Raw genomic sequence first — 14,082 nt, 5'->3', positions numbered from 1 at the left:
CTTTCACCCGTGGTTCGGCTTACAGCTCGTTTAATAGTTCTGCTACCAGCTCAAACTGATTAATCATATTCTGGTAACTGCCTGTCGCTTGCTGGTTCACATTGATAATTTCCGGTCGTAGTACGATAAACAGTTCCGTTCGTTCGTTATTGTCCTGCTGATAACTGAACAGCTTACCCAGCACCGGAACCTGATTCAAGAAAGGTACCCCCGAATTTAAACGGTCATTTGATTCCTGAATCAAACCGCCCAGGACAACATTTTCACCGTCTCGAACAATCACCGTCGTTTCAATTTCCTGATTCTGAAATATCGGGTTCTGGTTAACACCCGCAGTCCCGGACACGGAAGACAACTCCTGACGGATTGTCAGGTTAACCACACCATCATCATTGATACGCGGTGTAATCTGTAACTCAATACCCGTCGGGCGATACTGTATATTGGTGGTGGCGGTACCACCCACGCCGACAGTCTCACCTAATTGCACCGGCACTTCCGCACCGATACGAATCAGGCCTTCCTGATTATTGATGACCGACAAGGAAGGGCGCGCCAGCAAGCGTACGTCATTATTAATCGCAATCGCTTCCAGGGTGGCTTCTACCCGAGCAGCCCCGTCCAGGAAGGCACGGTTGAACAACAAGCCCCCCAGTGAGCTACCGTCTTCTCCAGCGGTGGGTAAGAAACTGGTCCCTAATCGCGTCACGCTCCCGTCTGCATCTTCCAGCACTCGCGACCAGTCAACACCAAACGATTTGTCGTCAGTCAAAATCACCTGCGCGATGACAGCATTGATCATCACCTGCAATGGGGCAGTGTCCAGTTGGTTGATAGTGGTCAACAGTTGACGATAATCCCTGGGGTTCGCCCGAATCAGCAAACTGTTTGTTGGCTCATCCGCAACAATGCTTACCCGAAGGTTGGCGGAGACTGAAGTCTCAACGCCATTATTCTGAGGTTCAATCCCGATGACCGTTTCGGCTGCTTCGCCAGCTGCATCATCGCCAAAACGGTCACGAAAGATCTCGCGCGGTGTTATATTTCGGGCGGGCTGAACCTCATCGTCATCATTATTGTTTTCATCAATCCTGAAAACATCCGTTAGCGTTGTTGCCAGCTCTACTGCGTTGAGGTTTTTGACACGGTAGCGGAACAACTGTTCATTTTGTTCCTGACGATCAGCATCCAGTATCGCTACCCAGCGGGAAATTTCATCAAACCCGCGCGCTGCCGGTGCAGTCACCAGAATTGCATTAATGCGCTCCAGCCCCTGAATCTGATACGAGGGCGAAGCACCTTCGATAACACCAAGAATATCGGTTAATTCCTGGGCGACCTCAGCTGCGCTGGCGTTCATTAATGGGTAGAGTTGAATTCCCTGATTGCTGAAGGGGTCGTCATCAAGTACCTCCAGAATTGCTGATACTCGCTCCAGCTTATCGGTATTCGCCAGAATAGCGACCGCATTGCTGTTGCCCATGCGCATAAGTTGACCATCAGGCTCCAGGACCGGCGTCAGCATTTCGATGGCAGCAGTTACCGACACATAGGTCAGCGGTGCCAGCAGCATGACTTCACTGGAAAGCGTCTCATCCAATGTATCCGGCGAAGCTATTTCGACAGGCAGGTTGCTTTCACTTTTTCTGGCATACCAGATATCCCCGGCCTGCTCGATAGTCACACCGTGTGCCCGACTCAAAGTGCGAACAAGGGGCCAGATATCATCATACTGTAATGGACGATTCGCTGCTGTACGCAAGCTGACCTGGTCAGCAATGGTAGGGTCAATTACCATCGAGATATCGAGTGCATCAGCCAGTTCCGCCAACACACTACGCAGATCCGCCTGCTCGTAGTTCAGTGACACCACATCCGGGTTTGGTACATCAGTCGGTTCAGGCGCCTGTTCCGTGTAGTTACCCAGCGAAATGGTGCGGCCATCCCGGTTGATTTCATCAACCAGTCGTTGCCGCTCTTCAGCTGCCTGCTGCAAAGCCGCTTCGTTTGCCTCGTTATCAAAAGCCACGCTGCGAGCACGCTCTTCTGCAGCATTGGCGGAGGAAGGGTTGCTGAACACTGACGGCCCAGACGCCGGTGGCTGACTGGCCGTGCAGTAACTCAGGCTGATGGCAATGGTAAGCAACATCAGTTTTTGGTTAACCGTGTTCACCGTGTTCTTCTCCTTCTGTTCTGCTTTTGTATAACAGAACCTGTCATTAAAACTGTACGGAATTCATACTGAATACGGCCGAAAGCATCGTAATGGTAATGCCCCCGACCGCTATCCCCAGTACCAGAATCAGACCCGGCTGTAATGCCGATACCAACTTGTCCATCTGGTTTTTAACTTGCTGATCAAAGGTATCAGCCGTCTTGATCAGAATCTGTGCGGTGCGCCCCGACTCTTCACCCACTGTCACAAGTTGATGGAGGAGGTTGGGAAACGCGGCTGTTTTTTCCATGGCAATGCCCAGGGCGGTACCTCCACGGACGTCCTCTTCAACACTGGACAGGACATTGGCCAGCACACGGTTCGACACCACTTCTCTGGCGACACGCAAGGCGCGTATTAATGGAATGCCCGCACCCAGCAGCGCGCCAAGTGTTCGGGCAAAAACCGCGCTTTCACGATAGCGTAGCAAATGTCCCAACAGGGGTGTGTTCAGCATTGTGCGATCTGCCCGCAACTGCCAGTCCGGATCCGATCGCTGCCAGCGCCACCAGATGATGACAGCCGCGACGCTGACGACAAACAGCCAGCCCCAGGATTTAATCGCGTCACTCAAGCCCAGCAGGAATGCCGCTGACGCCGGAATTTCACTGCCGGCATCTTCAAACATGATGGCAAACTGTGGAATCACAAAAACCAGCAGAAGCACCACCGAAAGCACACCGGTCACAAGCAAAACCATTGGATATATCATGGCTGAAACCAGTGCCTGCCGATTCTTTGCACTGGTCTCCAGAAACTCAGTCAACCCCGGCAATAACTGATGGAGGATACCGCCTTCTTCACCGGCACGGACTATATTGATATACATCCGTGAGAAGGTATCCGGACGCTGCTCCATCGCATCGGCGAGACTCTTCCCTTCTTTTACATCTCGGCGCATCGCCGCAACCATGGCGCGCATGGCCGAAGATTCAGTAATACCTTCCAGCAATCGCAACGCCTTGTCTAAAGGTACACGCGCTTCCACCAGTGTGCGCAACCCTTTAGTGAATTCGAGAATATCCTGACTGCGAATTTTCTTGCCAGCGTTACGCCGCTTGGCTGCGCTCTCGCTTACGGCTTCCAGCTTGATCGGTGTCAGATGCCGGTTTTTCAGCGACTGTAACGCTTCCCGTTCAGACTCTGCTGACAATCGGCCATCTTTTAAGGTGCCATGTCGATCATAAGCTTTCCAGTCAAACTGCAACAGGCTCATGAAGCGGCTCCGCTTAATGTCACTCTGACCAGTTCTTCCGGCGTCGTCAGACCATCGGCCAGTTTCTCCAGACCATCCTGACGCAGGGTTTTCATTCCTTCTTTTATCGCCTGGTCACGGATGACATTGGCATCGGCACCGCTGGCAATTTCATGCCTGACCGCATCGCTCATGACCAGCAATTCATACAAACCGATACGGCCTCGGTATCCGGTTTCACCACAGTTTTCACAGCCTTTCCCTTTACGGGTATTGGGGAATAAATGTCGATCGACATCGAGAACCCGTGCTTCATCTTCACTCAATGGCACAGGCTGTGCGCAGTTCTCACAAACCCGCCGAACCAGGCGTTGCGCCTGAACACCAAGCAAACTGGAACTGATCAGGTAGGATTCCACACCCATGTCCTGTAAACGCGTGATAGCGCCAGCTGCGTCATTGGTATGCAGGGTGGAAAATACCAGGTGACCTGTTAATGCCGATTCAATGGCGATTTCTGCCGTCTCATGGTCGCGTATTTCACCCACCATGATGACATCCGGGTCCTGTCGGACAATCGAGCGCAAGCCCGCAGCGAAATTCAAACCAATCGCTGCATTGGCCTGTATCTGTGTAATGCCGCTCAGTTGATACTCAACCGGGTCTTCTACAGTGATGATTTTTTGCGAATGGTTGTTGATCTTTTCCAACGTCGCATACAGCGTGGTTGTTTTGCCGCTACCGGTTGGGCCGGTAATCAGCATCATGCCGTGCGGCTGTTTAATCAGGCGCTGATAGTGATGCAAGACATTGTCCGGCATGCCCAGTTGCTGCAATCCAACCGTGGTGTCGCCTCTGTCCAGAATACGCAAGACAATCGATTCGCCATGAACACCGGGCAGGGTGGAGACCCGCATATCGAGCTGCTTATGCCCCAGTTTGTAATCAATACGGCCATCCTGTGGCAGACGTTTCTCACCAATATCCAGACGCGCCATCAGCTTCAGGCGAGATGCTACTGCTGTGCTGATGCGTACCGGCAACCGCTCAATCCGATGCATGATGCCATCCACTCGGCAGCGAACATCCAGGTGGTCTTCGCTGGGTTCAAAGTGGATATCACTGGCGCTTAGATCCAGCGCCCGGGCGAACAGGTGATTGACCAGACGAATAATGGGCGCTTCTGATGCCAGATCACGCAGATCATCTTCGTCTTCCAGGCCATCCATTAACAGATCGTCCGGACCGGATTCAATGGTAGGTGACAACGTCGCACGCCAGTGCTTGATTAACCGCTGTATGTCCTGGGCACCGGCTATCTGAAATACGACCGGTTCCTGCATGACAAAACGGATTCGCGCGCGTGTATTCATATCCGGAAACGATTCGCAGAGCAGCCTGGCGCTATCGCTGAAGTCGTGAGCAGGCACGATGTTTTCCGGTTCCAGTAATTGACTGAATACGGGCAATGTTAATGTGGCAGGCATCAGCTTTGCTCCTCGTCCATGTTATCCATAGGACTAAAACCAACCACTGTCATTTCACCCGTGTACTGGTTTCGTGTGCGACGCAAACTGAACGCCGATACCCCCAGATAAGGTGAGCCGGCTTCGAGCGCTTCGAAAAAGGGTAATAAGGCATTCTGGTCAGTGAGCGAGAACGACAGGCCCTGGTTAACACGTAACCAGCCCGCACCTTGTTCCGCTTCGGCCAGACGATTTGCAGTGATATTGATACCGTATTCACTGGCAATTTCTCGAACCTGCCGTTGAATCGCTGCTGCAATCAGTGGTGCATTATCACCACTGAATATCTGATCATCCATGGTGGGACGAATCGTATTCAGCTCTTGCTGGCGACCCAGCCAGCGATCCGTTTCTTCAATCAGCCGGGTTTCCCGGGCTATCGCATCGCGTAACTGTGAAATCTCACGTTGGCCCTCAGAATAGTACTGGCGAAGTCCCGGTACACCCTGGCTTAACAGAAAAAGTATGGCGACCAACGCTGCCACTTTCATAATATTTTGTTCGCGTCGGGAGAGCTTGTTATACCACTTCATCTCAATCTTCCTCCCCGAAATACCATTCCTGGTATGCTGGGAAATTGACTGTGGCCAGACGCAAATCTATGTAATAGCGCCCGTTGCTGCTGGCACGCGAAAAATCGACGGCTGTAAACAACGGGTTCTGCTCCAGTTCTTCCAGCAAATTCTGCGGATCGTCGCTGAGCCCTTCGATGCTGATAAAGCCTTCTTCAATGTCGATCCGACTTAATGTACTTGGCGCCAACACTGACTGAAGCGTAAGCAGTGTGTCATCCAGATGTTGCCGGGGAAACTCACCCAGCACACCCCATTCAGCTTCAAAAGCACGTATTTCCTGTTGTGCTTCCCGGGCAGGTGCTGCCTCATCCTGTAGCGACGCCAATTCTGATTGCAAACGATTCTTTTGCCAGACTTGCCAAAGAAAGGGCAGGGCAGCAAGCACAACGATTGCTGCAGCACCACCCAGCGCCCAGCTTTTTATCCGATTTCGATAGAGGCGATAGCGTGCTTTGAGGGCATCTTCCGGGAAGAAACATAAGGGCGCCAGAAGATCAGCTACCTGCTGCATTCCCGGGATACCTCCCTGCTGCCGGAACCAGCGTTGATAGTCTGCCGCCGAACTCAGCTGTTTACTGGCTGCCTGTTCAAAAGACTGCCAGTGCGCTTGCCACTCCTGCGCCAGGACTTCTTCCTGCAGGTCAGCCTGACTGATATGACGGCTGTCCATAACAGCGCCTTCGGCATTGAGTACATAACCACTGAGCCCTTGCTGATCGTGGTCAATGATCAGTCGCTCTTCAAATGTGACCGGGTTACTGCTATCGGCTGTCGCAACCACCCCGAGCAGAGGCCTGGGTAACAGCCCTGCCAGAAAAATACCTTGCTGGGAAAATGCGTTGAAAAGACGATTTACCTGTCCCAGAGGTAACCATAGCGACATTTGCCGATGTTGCTCATCCATGGCCAGCATCAGCGGTTCATCATAAGCTGGTAACAAGCTGTCTGCTTGCAGACGCAGGGCTGCATAGCGGTCTTCCGGCTTCACACCCGGCATGTCCACTGGCTGTGACAAAGTCCATTGTGGTGGAATTGCCAGCAGAACACTTTCCTGGCCTGTTTGCTCTTGGTTTGCATCCGGGCCGCTATTCATCAGCGTCCGTGCAGCACTGGCTATGGCATCTGAATGAAGCCCTTCTGACAGCTCAATTTGCTCACCGGAATCGAGATCAACCAGAGCCTGATCGAAAAGCAGGAAAATACGCGTGATGCGACGGAGAAACGCTTCGCCTTGCTGGCCGGGCGTCTGCTCTTGTTTTCCCGGCATCCTGGCCAGAATGTCATTGAACTTCATGCACGTCTCTCGTCATTCGCAAAGTGACCCATTTACGCTCAGTCAGCGCCATAATATCCTTTGACGTAACTGTGAGTCGGAAAGTTTGCCGCTATCCGCAATGAATACCAGCAAAGATTGGTTTGTCAGGCATTATCGCTGACGTATGACGAGATTTCGACCCTCTTGTTTGGCCTGGTAGAGCATTTTATCGGCACGCTCAAACAGCCGGTCCGCACTTTCGCCTACTTTCATGGCAACGACACCACAGGATACCGTGACCACTATGCGCTCTTCCTTGAAATGGAAGGGGATAGATTCGATAGCCTGGCGAAGTTTGTTTAAACGACCCTCTGCATCTGCTGGCCGGCTATCGGGCAGGATGACAACGAACTCCTCGCCCCCGTACCGGGCCAGGAAATCGCTGTCTTTCAGGGCAGTGCGCATTTCACGGGCAACAATCTTTAACACTTTATCACCTGCCAGGTGCCCCCAGTTATCATTGATCCGCTTGAAATGATCAACATCAATAACAGCAAGACAGAGTGTCGGATCAGCGGGGTCTGGTTCGGCATGTTCATCATGCAGCGTTCCCTGCCACTGCATGATGACCGACTCTATGCGATATCGGTAGCTCTCTCGATTCGGTAATTCTGTCAACGGATCAGTGCTGGCCAGCTCTTCCTGGCGTGCCAGGTGCTCGCGAAGCTGTCGTGACTCATCTTCAAGTACTGCAATTCGCTCCAGCAACTCTTCCATGTCCTGTCCCATGGATTCGTCCTGCTGCTGTCGCTGACTGCGAAAACCTTCCATAGAGCTTAGAATTGAATGAATCTGGGCCTGGACAGTTGCTCGAATAGTCTGAATATCCAGCTCTTCATTCGCGAAGGTCTCGGCAATGTGCTTCACGTCCTGGCTGACCTTGTCAGTCAGTGCCTGCTCACTATCACGCACAGCTTCATTGTGATGTTGAGCCTGGGTAACAAACTGCTGAACCTGGACAAGACTTTCGGTAACTTCACCAATGAAACGTTCGTATTCACCACGCTGATCCAGCGTACTTTGACGAAGCAGCTGCAGAATCTGCTCCAGCACAGCAACAAAATCGTACCAGTTCAACCCTTTTACAACCGTGTTGCGGACAGAATCTGCCAGCGTAAACGAAGCTTCACTGACATGAATGCATTCAAGGATTCTCAACAACAACGGTTCAACATGACCAGCAATATAGGAAAACCCGGGCTCTGATAAACCGGAAGCATCGCGGACAATCTCACCCTCAAGCGAAACCGCTTCTTCCTCAACTATCACTTCAACATGATCGTCGACTACAGTCTCTTCTTCAGGGTCTGCCATCGCCTGCGCGCTGGCAGCCTCCGCCTCGGCGTAATTTGCTGACGTGTTAAATGTTGGAGACACTGGCGAAGCATCTGGCGTTGTTGATTCAGTACCAAACAGGCGACCAAACAAACCGGGGCGGTTGGCGGCATGGTCAGCCGTTGCCTCAGCCTCTTTTGCCAGCAAATGCTGGCTGACTTCCGTCAGCAGGCTCATAAATTGCGTGATCAGGCTTTGGTGTAGTTGCGCATCACCCAGGCGGGCAGACATTTGCCGATGAAATTTACGGATGCGACGCTGCAAGGCGCCAGGCATAGGCAGGTGCTGAATTTCTTTGATGGATTCATCAAAGGCGTGCTTTAGTGCCAGGTAGCTGTCCTGTTTTTCATTGTCCAGCCGCAGGACAGAGGCTTCGATTTTCTCTAGCAGGCGCTCCAGGCCGGTTTCACGATCATCTTTGCGTAAATTCTTTCGCAGCTCTTCCAGTTGCTTGTCCAGCACAGGATCCTGGCCATCACCAGCCAGGCTGACACCAAGCAGACCACGACGCAGCAGACGAATTCTATGGTCGAGCTGGGCTTCCCGGCGCTCCTGATCTTCCAGGGCATCCAGGAATTTACGCTTCCAGCGCAGAGCTTCTTCACTGTCATCGACCCGACTCACCATAACGGGATGGCCTGTTCTACAATTGTATTAAGGTCAGCTGACAGGGTATGCAGAGAGAGGTCTGAAGGGGAGGGGGGGTACTTCAGGCTGAGGCACCCAACTCCACCACTTCGGTTACCGGTCAAAGGCTGCCAAAGTGGTGGGTTGTCTTAATAACCGAAAGCAGAGCTTTCGTTATTAACCCTCAAAGGGCAGCTTGTTCACGGGCAACCAGAAAATCGACGACTTCCAGCATCTGCTCCTGGGTCTGAACCGCTTCATTTGTTGCAATCAGGTACTTACCATTCACAATCACGTTTGGTGTGCTGCGAATCTGGTAGTCCTGCATTTTACGCTGCGCCTGATTGACCTGCGTTTTAACCTGGAACGAGTTAAACGCGGTTGAAAAGTCTTCTTCTGAGACACCGTGCTGAGCAAACAGTGTTGCCAGTTGGCGCTCATTCTGCAGTCTGTTGCGCTGTACATTAATCGCATCAAAGATAGGCGCATGTACTTTATCGACCACACCGAGATTTTCTGCAGTGTAAAATGCCTGTGCGTGAACTGCCATCAGGTCATTCCAGATCGCAGGAAAGCGCTGGTAATCGACATAATCAGGCAGGTCTTCTGCCCAGGCATCAACGATTGGCTGAAAACGGAAGCAGTGACCGCAGCCGTACCAGAAAACTTCCAGCACTTCGACTTTGCTGGCGTCATTGGTTCTGACAGCCTGGGGAAGTTCTGTATAGTGAGTGCCTGCAACAAACCGGCTTGGTTGTGCAGAAGCGGGGAGGGACAGCAGGCTCAGCAACAGTGCCAGACCGCCAAATTTGTATAACTGCTTGATCATAGTGCTACTCCATCATGCATCGCGCATTTGCTTTATTATTGCCAGGGGCTAATGACTATTGAGTAGACCGCAGTTTGCCTGAATCCTTGCTGAATATCAGCCTGAATCTGTATCGCAGTCAGCAGTCCACCCATTTTTACAGACTAACAGGCGATTTACTGACACTAAATATGCAAACAGGCCCCTGTCTTGAGAAGACACAATCATGCCATGAAATGACAGGTTGCGTCAGCTATCAGACAGAGGCCCGGCAGATTAGTTCAGGCCAGCCATGTAACTGGCAAGCGCTTCGATTTCGCGATCAGTCAAACGCTCAGTCACTGTGCGCATCGGCGCTGAATCACCATCGTTGGTGCGTTCACCGGCACGGAATGCTTTCAGTTGCGTCGCGGTGTACTCAGCATGCTGACCACTGACTGACGGGAAACCAGCCTGAGCAACGCCATTTCCGGCAGGACCATGGCAGGCTGTGCAGGCTGCAACACCCAGGTCAGCTATACCACCACGGTAAATCGAGGAGCCCAGTTCAACCAGTTCAGGATCAGCGCCCTGAATGGTATGTTCCTGCTCAGCGTAGAATGCAGCAATATCTTCCAGATCCTGCTCACTCATGTTGTCGAGCAAACCAGTCATCAGGGCAACCGTGCGATTACCTTCCTTGATGTCTGTCATCTGCTTGAGCAAGTAACGGGCATTCTGTCCAGCCAGTTTCGGGTTGCTACCCAGTTCACTGTTACCGTCAGCGCCATGACAGGCCGCACAAACGGCAGACTTGCCCTCACCAGCGGCCGCATCGCCAGCGGCTTGAGCGCTAATGCTGGAGACTGCCAATACGAGTGAGGCCAGGGAGAGTACTAATCTTTTCATGGATTATCGAAGTTCCTGAACTAATAAGAAATCGGATGGGTCGTGCGGGCGCAGAGTATACCACAGCTCACCATCATTTGTATGGTGGATATAAAGACAGTAAATCCCGGGTGTCCAAACTTTAATCCAACTTTCACAACTTTTTCTGGCTTGCAGACAGAAGCCACAGGTAAAATGCCACCCCATGAATTATCAATCCGCCGAATTTATCATCAGTGCCGCCAAGCTCAAGGACTGTCCTGCGGACAGTGTCTGTGAAGTTGCTTTTGCGGGTCGATCCAATGCTGGCAAGTCCAGTGCCATCAATACGCTGACCCGACAGGGGCAGTTGGCCAGAACCAGTAAAACGCCTGGCCGCACCCAGTTGATCAACTTTTTCCAGATTGCCGAGCAGCAATACCTGGTGGACTTGCCGGGCTATGGTTATGCCAAAGTCCCTATGAAGATGAAGAACAACTGGCAGATACACCTGGAACAGTACCTTAATGTACGCGAACCGCTGGCAGGACTTGTTCTGGTCACAGACATTCGCCACGTGTTCAAGGAATTTGATCAGATGATGATCGAATGGGCACGCGCCAACGAACTCCCCTTGCATATCCTGCTGACCAAATCTGACAAGCTCAAGCGAGGCGGCATCAATGATGCACTGAGCAAGGCGCGTCGTCAGGTCGAAGGGATGGATGCCAGCGTGCAGGCTTTCTCCTCACTCAAACGCCAGGGCGTTGATGTGCTCGCCAATAAACTGGACAGCTGGTTTGTCGCTGCCGCGGATATGCCAGCACCGGATCAGTGAGCCTCATCCCAGTTATCACCGGTACCAATATCAACCACTAGCGGCACATCCAGTGCCGCAGCCGTCGCCATGCGAAACCGCACCCCTTCGCTCAGCAGTTCAATGTCGGCTTCGGCGACTTCAAAAATCAGTTCGTCATGGACTTGCAGCACCATGCTGGCATCGAGCACACCGGTTTTTAACCACTGATCGATATCGACCATGGCCTGCTTGATAATATCAGCCGCTGTGCCTTGCATAGGCGCATTTATCGCCGTGCGCTGAGCGGCCTTGCGCAGCATGCCATTACCGGCTTTGATATCCGGCAAGTACAGTCGCCGCCCAAATAATGTTTCCACATAACCTTGCTCTTCCGCCTGCTCCCGGGTTCTCTCCATGTAATCACTGACACCAGGATAGCGCTCAAAATATTTGTCGACATAATGCTGGGCGTCATGGCGATCTATCTTCAGCTGCTTGGCCAGCCCAAAGGCCGACATCCCGTAAATCAGACCAAAGTTAATGGCTTTGGCTCGCCGGCGCTGCTCTGCACTGACTTCTTCCAGTTCCACCCCGAAAACCTCCGCCGCCGTCGCCTTGTGAACGTCCTGGGCATTCGCGAAGGCATCAAGCAATCCTTTATCGCCCGACAAATGTGCCATGATGCGCAGTTCAACCTGGGAATAGTCAGCTGCCAGCAGCTTATAGCCTTTCTCCGCCACAAATGCCTGGCGGATCTTGCGACCGGCTTCACTGCGGATTGGGATGTTCTGAAGGTTTGGATCGGTTGACGACAGTCGCCCGGTGGCGGCGACTGCTTGCTGAAAACGGGAATGAATCCGGCCGGTGACAGGGTTAATCTGAGCTGGGAGTTTATCGGTATAAGTTGATTTCAACTTGCTCATGCCCCGGTGTTCCATGATCAGGCTGGGCAGTTCGTAATCCAGTGCCAGTTCCTGCAACACTGCCTCTGCGGTAGAAGGCTGACCTTTCGGGGTTTTCTTGATGACCGGCAGCTCGAGTTTTTCAAACAGGATTGCCTGTAACTGTTTGGGCGAGCCCAGATTAAATTCTTCGCCAGCCTGGTCATAGACCGCCTTTTCAATTTCTGCCAAACGATTAGCCAGGTCTTTAGATTGCCCCGCGAGGCTGGCTGCATCCACGACGACACCCTGGCGCTCCATGCGCTGCAGGACACCACAGAGGGGCAGCTCATAATAGTGATAGATGCCCCAGCGTTTATCGTCCTGCTTCAGCTCATAAGTCAGTAGTTGCTCCAGGCGTAGCACAGCATCCGCCCTGAGACCTGCCCACGCTGTCGCATCTTGAGGGCTGAGCTGACTGACAGCTAACTTTTTCCTGCCTTTCCCCGTCAGTGAATCCTTACTTTCAAGTGAAAGCGACAGATGCTCTTGTGCCACTTTTTCCAGCTGGTGATTACTGGCAACAGAATTCCACACATACGAGGCCAGGTGACTATCAAAGCGCCAGCCGCGCAACTGAATATTGGCATTTTCCAACACATGGATGACGTGTTTGCAGTCATGGCAGAATTTGCCGAGATCCGGGTCTTCCAGTAACGGCTTGATCAGTGCCAGTGCTGCTTTGCCATCCAGTTCGGAGGCTGATTCCAGGCTGTCATGAGCCAGGGGGACGTAAAATGCCTGACCTGGCTGATCGCTAAATGCCAAACCGATAATGCGCGCTTCCATGTATGGCGCATCATCATCAAAGACTTCCAGCGCAAAATGACCGGCTTTCCTTAACGCTGACAAGGCAGTTTTCAGCGCCGCTTCATCTTCGATCAGCTGATAGTCGCCTTTCGCCGATTGCAGCGCTGACATATCCGGCGCATCCTCACCCTGCTCAGCAACATCGGCTACCACGCCCAGTTCATCCTGGACATCCTGCAGCGTCTCTTTTGACAACTCAACGCCCTGGTCTTGTAACTCTTTTATCCAGGTTCGAAACTCCATCTGAGTAAAGAGCGCCAGCAACTGTTCCTGATCTGACTCAGTCGGTACGAGCTCAGATAAGGAGAGGTCCAGTTGTACATCCAGTTTGATGGTGGCCAGCTCATAAGACAGCTCTAGCTGTTCAATATTGGCTCGTAACTTTTCACCAATCTTGCCACCTACCTCGGCAGCATTTTCAATCACCCCCTGAACCGAGTCGTATTGCTGAAGCCACTTGATCGCTGTCTTGGGCCCACATCCCGGAATACCGGGAATGTTGTCAACCTTGTCGCCCGTCAGTGCCAGAAAATCGATAATTCGTTCCGGCGGCAGGCCAAATTTATTAAGTACACCCTCACGATCCAGGCGCTCGTCTGTCATCGTATTAATCAGAGTGACGTGATCACTCACTAACTGGGAAAGGTCTTTATCACCTGTTGAAACCAGCGTGTCACGCTTGTCCCTGGTCGCCTGGCAGGCCAGCGTACCAATCACATCATCCGCCTCCACACCTGGAATAACCAGCAAGGGCAGACCCATTGCCTTCACAATCTGATGAATCGGCTCTATCTGACTGCGCAGATCATCCGGCATCGGGGGCCGGTGCGCCTTGTAATCCTGGTAGATCTCGTTACGAAATGTCGTGCCTTTGGCATCAAAAACGATGGCGACAGGGCTGTCAGGATAGTTTTTCTGCAAGCTGCGGATCATGCTGATCACGCCTTTTACAGCGCCGGTCGGCTGCCCCTTGCTGTTGACCAGGGGAGGCAATGCATGAAATGCGCGGAAAAGATAAGAGGAACCGTCTACCAGAATCAACGGATTGGGGGATGCCATAGTGTTTCGCCTGAAAGTCTTAGTGTATCGA

10 protein-coding genes are annotated in these 14,082 nt (G+C 52.4%); 1 reads left to right on the top strand and 9 read right to left on the bottom strand.

Annotated elements, in window-relative coordinates:
- Positions 1-19: 19 nt before the first annotated feature.
- From gspD to PSCS_RS11940, 8 genes are all read right to left on the bottom strand, one after another.
- Positions 20-2,173, bottom strand: coding sequence for a type II secretion system secretin GspD (gene gspD, locus PSCS_RS11975; RefSeq protein ID WP_068812348.1), 2,154 nt, complete (start codon positions 2,171-2,173; stop codon positions 20-22).
- Positions 2,174-2,219: 46 nt separating this feature from the next.
- Positions 2,220-3,431 (bottom strand): type II secretion system F family protein, encoded by a 1,212-nt coding sequence (locus PSCS_RS11970; RefSeq protein ID WP_068812347.1) that lies wholly within the window; start codon positions 3,429-3,431, stop codon positions 2,220-2,222.
- Positions 3,428-4,897 carry a GspE/PulE family protein gene (locus PSCS_RS11965; RefSeq protein ID WP_068812346.1) on the bottom strand — a complete coding sequence of 490 codons (1,470 nt, stop codon included), beginning with the start codon at positions 4,895-4,897 and terminating at the stop codon, positions 3,428-3,430. Before PSCS_RS11965 ends, PSCS_RS11970 begins: the two co-directional genes overlap by 4 nt.
- Complete coding sequence (locus tag PSCS_RS11960) at positions 4,897-5,469, bottom strand: GspMb/PilO family protein (RefSeq protein ID WP_068812345.1); 573 nt, start codon at positions 5,467-5,469, stop codon at positions 4,897-4,899. Before PSCS_RS11960 ends, PSCS_RS11965 begins: the two co-directional genes overlap by 1 nt.
- 1 nt (position 5,470) lies before the next feature.
- Positions 5,471-6,805, bottom strand: a complete 1,335-nt coding sequence (locus PSCS_RS11955) for a hypothetical protein (RefSeq protein ID WP_068812344.1) — start codon at positions 6,803-6,805, stop codon at positions 5,471-5,473.
- A 132-nt stretch (positions 6,806-6,937) separates the two neighbouring features.
- The gene (locus PSCS_RS11950; protein WP_068812343.1) at positions 6,938-8,788 is read right to left on the bottom strand and encodes a GGDEF domain-containing protein; all 1,851 of its coding nucleotides are present in this window, start codon (positions 8,786-8,788) and stop codon (positions 6,938-6,940) included.
- Positions 8,789-8,972: 184 nt separating this feature from the next.
- A complete protein-coding gene (locus tag PSCS_RS11945) occupies positions 8,973-9,617 on the bottom strand; it encodes a thiol:disulfide interchange protein DsbA/DsbL (protein WP_068812342.1) in 645 nt (214 codons plus the stop codon).
- Positions 9,618-9,872: 255 nt separating this feature from the next.
- Positions 9,873-10,484, bottom strand: a complete 612-nt coding sequence (locus PSCS_RS11940) for a c-type cytochrome (RefSeq protein WP_068812341.1) — start codon at positions 10,482-10,484, stop codon at positions 9,873-9,875.
- A 184-nt stretch (positions 10,485-10,668) separates the two neighbouring features.
- Between PSCS_RS11940 and yihA the strand changes: the two genes are divergently transcribed.
- On the top strand, positions 10,669-11,280 hold the full coding sequence (yihA, locus tag PSCS_RS11935; protein WP_068812340.1) for a ribosome biogenesis GTP-binding protein YihA/YsxC: 612 nt from the start codon (positions 10,669-10,671) through the stop codon (positions 11,278-11,280).
- Here the strand turns inward: yihA and polA are convergent.
- A complete protein-coding gene (gene polA, locus PSCS_RS11930) occupies positions 11,274-14,051 on the bottom strand; it encodes a DNA polymerase I (protein ID WP_068812339.1) in 2,778 nt (925 codons plus the stop codon). The two genes, yihA and polA, sit on opposite strands and share 7 nt — an antisense overlap.
- Between the last annotated feature and the right edge of the window lie 31 nt (positions 14,052-14,082).

Origin of the sequence: Pseudohongiella nitratireducens (genome assembly GCF_001642735.1) — a bacterium.
GTDB classification, from domain to species: Bacteria; Pseudomonadota; Gammaproteobacteria; order Pseudomonadales; family Pseudohongiellaceae; genus Pseudohongiella; species Pseudohongiella nitratireducens.
This window is presented reverse-complemented; position numbering and strand designations above follow the sequence as displayed.

Coding starts and splice junctions, on each gene's coding strand:
- PSCS_RS11965 (WP_068812346.1), bottom strand. CDS start 4,897: ATGCCTGCCACATTAACATTGCCCGTATTCAGTCAATTACTGGAACCG.
- PSCS_RS11940 (WP_068812341.1), bottom strand. CDS start 10,484: ATGAAAAGATTAGTACTCTCCCTGGCCTCACTCGTATTGGCAGTCTCC.
- PSCS_RS11960 (WP_068812345.1), bottom strand. CDS start 5,469: ATGAAGTGGTATAACAAGCTCTCCCGACGCGAACAAAATATTATGAAA.
- PSCS_RS11970 (WP_068812347.1), bottom strand. CDS start 3,431: ATGAGCCTGTTGCAGTTTGACTGGAAAGCTTATGATCGACATGGCACC.
- polA (WP_068812339.1), bottom strand. CDS start 14,051: ATGGCATCCCCCAATCCGTTGATTCTGGTAGACGGTTCCTCTTATCTT.
- PSCS_RS11950 (WP_068812343.1), bottom strand. CDS start 8,788: ATGGTGAGTCGGGTCGATGACAGTGAAGAAGCTCTGCGCTGGAAGCGT.
- PSCS_RS11955 (WP_068812344.1), bottom strand. CDS start 6,805: ATGAAGTTCAATGACATTCTGGCCAGGATGCCGGGAAAACAAGAGCAG.
- PSCS_RS11945 (WP_068812342.1), bottom strand. CDS start 9,617: ATGATCAAGCAGTTATACAAATTTGGCGGTCTGGCACTGTTGCTGAGC.
- yihA (WP_068812340.1), top strand. CDS start 10,669: ATGAATTATCAATCCGCCGAATTTATCATCAGTGCCGCCAAGCTCAAG.